This is a genomic window from Dietzia sp. Cai40, assembly GCF_014145165.1.
GTDB lineage: Bacteria > Actinomycetota > Actinomycetes > Mycobacteriales > Mycobacteriaceae > Dietzia > Dietzia natronolimnaea.
Map to the genome: position 1 here is coordinate 1 of NZ_JAALEB010000471.1, position 6713 is coordinate 6713.

Below are 6713 nucleotides of genomic sequence, written 5' to 3' on the forward strand. Positions count from 1 at the left end.
GGTGGTGGGCTTCGACGGGGATAGGGGCTTCGACGGGGTGGTGGGGGCCGGGCTCAGCCCGAGTTCCGCAGCGCGGTGGCCAGGCCGTTCATCGTCAGCTGGATGCCCGTCCGCACGTCGGGGTCCCGGTCGCCCGCGCGGTAGCGCCGCAGCAACTCCACCTGCAGCACGTTGAGCGGCTCGAGATACGGGAACCGGTTCCGGACGGAGCGGGCGAGCGCCGGGTTGTCGTCCAACAGGGTCTCCTGCCCTGTCACGGCCAGCAGCATCTCGCGGGTGAGGTCGAACTCGTCGGAGATCACCCCGTGGATCCTCCTGCCCACCTCGGCGTCCGGGACCAGCTCGGCGTACCGGGCCGCCAGGCCCATGTCGGCCTTGGCCATGACCTGCGCCATGTTGGACAGCGTGGTGCGCAGGAACGGCCAGTCCCGGTAGAGGCGCCGCAGCGTGGCCAACCGTTCCTCGGCGTTCGTGCCCCCGGCGTTCGTACCCCCGGCGGCTGTGCTGTCACCATCGCCGGCATCCGCGTGACCGTCGGTCGCACTCCCGCCGGTCGCTTCCCCGCCGGTCGCATTCCCGCCGTCATCGATCCAGCGCTTGAGGGCGCTGCCCACGCCGAACCAGCCGGGCAGCATGACGCGGGACTGCGACCACGACAGCACCCAGGGGATGGCGCGCAGGTCGTCGACCGTCGAGGTCTGCTTGCGTGAGGTGGGGCGCGAGCCGATGTTGAGCTCGCCGATCTCGCTGAGCGGCGTGGAGGTGGTGAAGTACTCGATGAAGCCCGGGTCCTCGTGCACCAGCTCGGCGTAGGCCTCGCGGCCGAGCCGGGCGAGCGCGGCCATTACCGCGTAGGCCTGCTCCGCGTCGTCACCGAGACCCTCGACGTCGAGCAGCGAGACCTCGAGCGTGGCCGCCACCAGTGCCTCGAGGTTGCGGCGGGCGCGGACCGGCTCCGAGTACTTGGCGGAGATGATCTCCCCCTGTTCGGTGATCCGCAACGCGCCCTGCACCGCGCCCGGAGGCTGCGCGAGGATCGCGTCGTAGGAGTTGCCGCCTCCGCGACCCACGGCCCCGCCCCGGCCGTGGAAGAAGCGCAGGTGCACATCCGCACGGGCCGCCGCGTCGACGAGCGCGAGCTCGGCCTCGTAGAGCGACCAGTTGGCGGCGAGGTACCCGCCGTCCTTGTTGGAGTCCGAGTAGCCCAGCATGATCTCGAGCACGTCCTCCTGGGACCGCACCAGAGCGCGGAACTGGGGGAGTGCCAGGGCCGCGTCGAGCATCCGGGCCCCGCCGGCGAGGTCGTCGATGGTCTCCAGCAACGGGATGAGGCGCACGGTCGACCGGGGTTCGTCCGGGCTGCCGGAGAACAGTCCGACCTCCTTGAGGAGAACGGCGGGTTCGAGCAGGTCGGACACCGAGCCGCACATCGACACGATGTAGTGCGGCACCACGTCGGGTCCGAGTCCGGCGACCGCCTCCGCGGCGGCGCGCAGCACGCCCATCTCCTTGTCCGCGAACTCCGAGAGCTCCGCCCGGACGCCGAGCAGCGGTCGATCGTGGGAGAGCTCGCCGAGCAGGAGCTCGACGCGGGCGTCCTCGTCGAGCGCCGCGTAGTCCTCGGACACCCCGGCCAGCGCGAACAGCTCGGTGAGCAGGTCCTCGTGCGACTCCGAGTTCTGGCGCATGTCAAGGGACTGGAGGTGGAACCCGAACGAGTTGAGCGCCCACCGCAGGTCTCGCAGTCGCGGGGCGCGCAGCAGGTCGGACCCCACCGCGGAGAGCCCGGCGTCGATCGTCTCGAGGTCCGCCGCCATCTCCTCCGGGCCGGCGTACGGGTGGTCGTCGTCCAGGCCGATGAGCCGCCCCGCGGACAGCAGCACCGAGCGGGGCAGCGACGACCCGGTCGCGCGGGCGCGCGCGGCGAGCCGACGACGGACCACCCGGACCGCCTGGCGGAACGGCACGTCCTCCCGCGCCGGACTCCCCTCGACCTCGGTGTCCGTGAGGGAGTCGGCCAATGCGGCTATCCCGGAGTCGACCTCGACGATCCGGGCCGACATCGACAATTCACGCTCGAGCAGGCGCAACTGCTCGGCGTAGTGGCCGTGGAGCAACTCGGCCGCCCGGTCGGTGGCGAACCGCACCACCTCGCCGGTGACGTACGGGTTGCCGTCGCGGTCACCCCCGATCCACGAGCCGGGCCGCACGACGGCGCGGCCCTCGCACCCGAGGCGCTCGTCGATCTGGGCGTTGAGCGGAGGGATGACCTCGAGCAGGGTGGCCTCGTAGTACTGGAGCCCGGCCATCACCTCGTCCTCGATGTGGGGACGCTCGTTGCGGATGAGGGCGGTCTGCCACAGCGCGAGGACGAGCCGGCGCAGCTCGAGCTCGAGCTCGGCGAGCTCCGCCTCCGTCACGGGGTCCTGCTCCACCGAGCGCAGGCCGTCGCGACGGCCCATGAGGACGTGCACCCGGCGGGTGGCCTCGAACACCATCCGACGCCGGGTCTCCGTGGGGTGCGCGGTGAGGACCGGGGACACGCGGGCGGTCGCACGCACGGCCGCCAGTCGATCGTCGCCGTCCCCCTCCAGCAGGTCCGCCAACCGGGTCCACGTGACCTCCAGGTCACCGTCGGGCGGCGCCTCCCCGGCAGCCCGGTGCATCCGCCTGCGGCGCTCCTGGTGCAGGTCCTCCGCCACGTTGGCCAGCAGCGCGAACAGGGAGAACGCACGGATGACCGGAATGGCGTCGGCGGCGCTGATGTCCTTGAACAGGGCCGACACCTCGTCCCTGTCGGCCTCCGAGCGCCGGACCGCGAACGCCGTGCGGCGGGCCGTCTCGACGAGATCGAACACCCGGTCACCGGCGTGCTCACGGATCGTCTCACCGAGCAGGGAACCGAGGAACCGGACGTCGTCCCGCAGCGGGGCCACCGCCCGGGCGAGGGGATCGGTCCCCGAGTCGGTCGCGGGGTGATCCTGTGGGGTGTCAGCCATGGCCGCCAGGGTAGGCGGAGCATGTGACAGGCGGGTGAAACGTGGGATCGCGGGGGACCGGACGCCCGGCGGGCCGAACGGAGGTGGACCCCGGCCACGGAACAGGACGACACGGGGGACATCCCTGATGTACCGCGGCCCCGCGAGGCGCACACTGGAGGCATGACACAGCAGCCCGGATCCCCGCAGTACGGCGACCCCCGGTTCGGAGACCAGCCCGTGGCCGGGCCCGACGACCGCACCCCCGCCGCCCTCGCGCACGCGTCCAGCCTCATCGCCATGGCGCTGTCCGCCGGGTGGCTCTCCTTCGTGGGGCCACTCGTGATGTGGTTGATCTACAAGGACCGCAGCCCGTTCGTCCGACAGGCCGCCGCGGGGTCGTTCAACTTCAACGTCGGCCTGTGGATCATGAGCATCGTCGGGTGGATCTTCATCATTACCGTGATCGGCATCCCGATCGGCCTGGTGCTGTTGGCGGTCTCCTTCGTCCTCCAGATCGTCGGCCACCTGATCGGTACGGTGCGGGCCACCCGCGGCCGGATGATCAACTACCCGTTCCAGTTGCGCATCCTGAGCTGACGCCGCCGCTGCTCAGACCCCGGTCGGCTGCCGACCGTGGAGACTGTACTGCTCGAGCACCGAGTCGCGTAGCGCGCTGGTCAGCGGCCGGAACTCGTCGTCGTCGTCCCCTCCCACCAACGCGGCGCCGCCGCGCACGTAGACCTCACCGGGCCCGGTCCACGACTGCCGGCGCAGGTCGGGCTTGGCGATCTTCCGGGTCGCGGTGACCGGCATCGTCTCCATGATCCGCACGAAGCGCGGTGCCCACTTGGTCCCCATGTCGGGTTGGGTCCGGCAGAACTCGGAGAACGCGGCCGGGTCGAACGCCACGCCCGGCTCGAGCTGGATGGCCGCCATGACCTGGTCGCCCGTGCGGGGATCCGGCACGGGGTAGACGGCCACCACCAGGACGCCGGGGAAGCGGTCGAGGATCCGCTCGACCGGGCCGGCGGAGAAGTTCTCGCTGTCCACGCGGATCTTGTCCCCGGAGCGGCCGGCGAAGTAGAAGAACCCGTCGGCGTCCCGGTAGCCGAGGTCGCCGGAGTGGTAGACCTCGCCGATGTTGCGCTCGGCGGTGGCCTCCGGGTTGCGGTAGTACCCCTCGAACATGGCGGCGCCGGTGAGGTTGCAGATCTCCCCGATCGCCTCGTCGGCGTTGGCCAGGCCCCCGTCGGCGTCGAACTCGGCACGCGGGCACTCGCGGCCGTCCTCGTCGAGGATCGCGACGTCCATGTAGGCACCCGCGACGCCGAGCGCGTCCGGCGGGGTGTCCGAGGTGCGGCCGATCACGACCCCGCCCTCGCTGGAGCCGTACGACTCGCCCGGTTCGACGCCGAAGCGGCGGGCGAACTCGGCGCGGTCGTGGCTCGAGGCCTCGGTCCCGAAGACGGTGCGCAGGCGGGTCTGCTTCTCCTCCGGACGCTCGGGCTGGGCGAGGATGTAGGACAGCGAGCGGCCCACGTAGTTGACGTAGGTGGCGCCGAAACGCAGCACGTCGGGCAGGAACCCCGAGGCGGAGAACTTCCGACGCATCGCGAACGTGCACCCGACGAACGCGGCGGGGGCGAACGCGGCGAACATCGCGTTGCCGTGGAACATCGGCATCGCGCTGTAGGCGACGTCGTCCCTCACCAGGTTGCGGTAGTTGATCGTGCCGAGCATCGCGAGACGGCCGGTCGAGCACATGACGGCCTTGGGTGCGCCCGTGGAGCCCGAGGTGAACAGCAGCGCGAGCAGGGTGTGGGGGTCCCGGGCGGCGTCGTGGAGTCGGGGCTCCGCCCCGGCGTGTGCGGCCAGCAGGTCCTGCCACCCGGCCGAGTCCACGTCGTGCACGGCCACGACCCCTCCCGTCTCGTCGGCCAGGGTGAGGCCGTCGAGCAACCCGGCGCCGTGGGCGTCGGTGACGATCACGTCGCAGTCCACCCCGCGGATGTCCGAGGCCAGCTCGGCGCCCCGGCGGGTGGGGTTGACGCCGATGATCGTCACACCCGCCATGGAGGCCCCGGACAGGAGGAACAGGTACTCGGGGACGTTCTCCAGCAGGATGCCGACGTGCAGGTGGCGGAAACGCTCGGGACGGCCGGAGTACGCGTCGGCGTGCGTGGCGGACCAGTCGGACAGGATCGCGGCGCGGACCGCGCTCTCCGCCACGAACTCCCGCCACGTCCAGCTCGAGTCCTCGAAGAGGAGACCGGGATGGTCGTCGGTCGAGCGCTCGAGGAGGATCTCGCCGAAGGTCTCGTGACGCATGTCGTGGCCGGGGTTGAACCGAGGCGTGGTCATGAAGTTAAGTTAGCGCATTAGACGTCATCCGTCCGACGATGCGGAGTGCGATTCCCGGCGCGCGCGGACGCCACTCGCGCGACGATGGACACCCATCCCCCGCCCGGCAGGACTCCTTCCCCCGTGACCTCCCCTTCAGCGCACGCCCCCCGCCCACCGTGGGGCACCCGCATGCTCGGGCTCCAGCGGGAGGAACCCCCTCGACGGAAGCAGCGGGTCCAGCGGGTGCTCACCCGGATGCTGGTGATCACGCACGGGCTCGGGGTGGTGGGGGTCTGGATCGTGATCGGACTACTGCTGCCCCTCGAGCAGGTCATCTCCGGGCGGTTCAGCCCGGCGGCCCTGGTGGTGACCCCGGTGACCGCCCTGATCGGCATCGCCCTCGGGTCGTGGTGGCTCCTGAGGGTGGTGACCAACTGGATGAGGTGGGCCGAGGAGAGCCGGCCGCCGACCGCCGCCGAGCAGGCGCGGTGCCTGTCGGCGCCGCTCGGGATCACCCTGCGGACCGGGGCACTCTGGGCGGCGGGCGGGACGGTCGTCGCGGTGGCGTTCGCCCTCGAGGATGTCCAGGCCCTGTGGGTCGTCGCGGGCGCGATCGTGGTGATCGGGTCCCTGAGCTGTGGAACGGCCTACATCGTCGCCGAGATCGCGCTGCGGCCCCTCGCCGCGCTCGCCCTGGAGGCCGGGCCGACACTGCACTCCCCGGTCATCGGCGTGCGCGGACGGTTGCAGGCCTTCTGGGTGGTGAGCTCCGGTCTACCCCTCATCGGACTCGTTCTGCTCAGTGCCTACGCCGCGGCGAACAACCAATTCCCGGTCTCGCGGCTGGTGACCATCGTGGGGATCCTCGGCCTCGGGGCCCTCGCGGCCGGCTTCGCGGCGACCTGGCTGCTCGTCTCCGCCCTGCTCGCCCCGGTGTACTCCGTCCGCTGGGCCATGGAGGACCTCGCCGGTGGCGACCTCGACGCGCGCGTCGAGGTGTTCGACGGGACCGAGCTCGGGCAGCTGCAACGGGGGTTCAACCGGATGGCGGAGATGATCCGCGAGCGTCAGCGCCTGCGTGAGCTGTTCGTCCGCCACGTGGGCAGCCAGGTCGCCCAGGCCGCAGAGATCCAGGAGCCCCACCTCGGCGGCGACGCCACGTACGTCGGCGTGCTGTTCGTCGACCTGATCGGCTCCACCCGGCTCGCCTCCACGCGACCCGCCGGGGAGGTCGTCGAGACCCTCAACGCCTTCTTCGAGGTGGTCGTGGACCGGGTCGAATCCCACGGCGGGTTGCTCGACAAGTTCCAGGGCGACGCGGCGCTGGCCGTGTTCGGGGCCCCCGCGCCCATCGCCGACCCCGCGACGGCGGTCCTCGCCTCGGCCCGG

4 protein-coding genes are annotated in these 6713 nt (G+C 71.5%); 2 read left to right on the top strand and 2 right to left on the bottom strand.

The features are described from left to right. Positions 1–53: 53 nt before the first annotated feature. Complete coding sequence (gene ppc / locus G6022_RS15935; RefSeq protein ID WP_182638445.1) at positions 54–2999, bottom strand: phosphoenolpyruvate carboxylase; 2946 nt, start codon at positions 2997–2999, stop codon at positions 54–56. A gap of 162 nt (positions 3000–3161) precedes the next feature. Between ppc and G6022_RS15940 the strand changes: the two genes are divergently transcribed. Continuing rightward, positions 3162–3578 carry a DUF4870 domain-containing protein gene (locus G6022_RS15940; protein WP_179524076.1) on the top strand — a complete coding sequence of 139 codons (417 nt, stop codon included), beginning with the start codon at positions 3162–3164 and terminating at the stop codon, positions 3576–3578. A 12-nt stretch (positions 3579–3590) separates the two neighbouring features. On the opposite strand, the gene G6022_RS15945 is transcribed toward G6022_RS15940, so the two are convergent. Then, positions 3591–5342, bottom strand: coding sequence for an AMP-binding protein (locus G6022_RS15945; protein WP_241731267.1), 1752 nt, complete (start codon positions 5340–5342; stop codon positions 3591–3593). A 123-nt stretch (positions 5343–5465) separates the two neighbouring features. Here G6022_RS15945 and G6022_RS17090 point away from each other — a divergent pair. Beyond that, positions 5466–6713, top strand: a 1248-nt coding sequence (locus G6022_RS17090; RefSeq protein ID WP_182691987.1) for an adenylate/guanylate cyclase domain-containing protein, incomplete at its 3' end; no start/stop codon positions are given.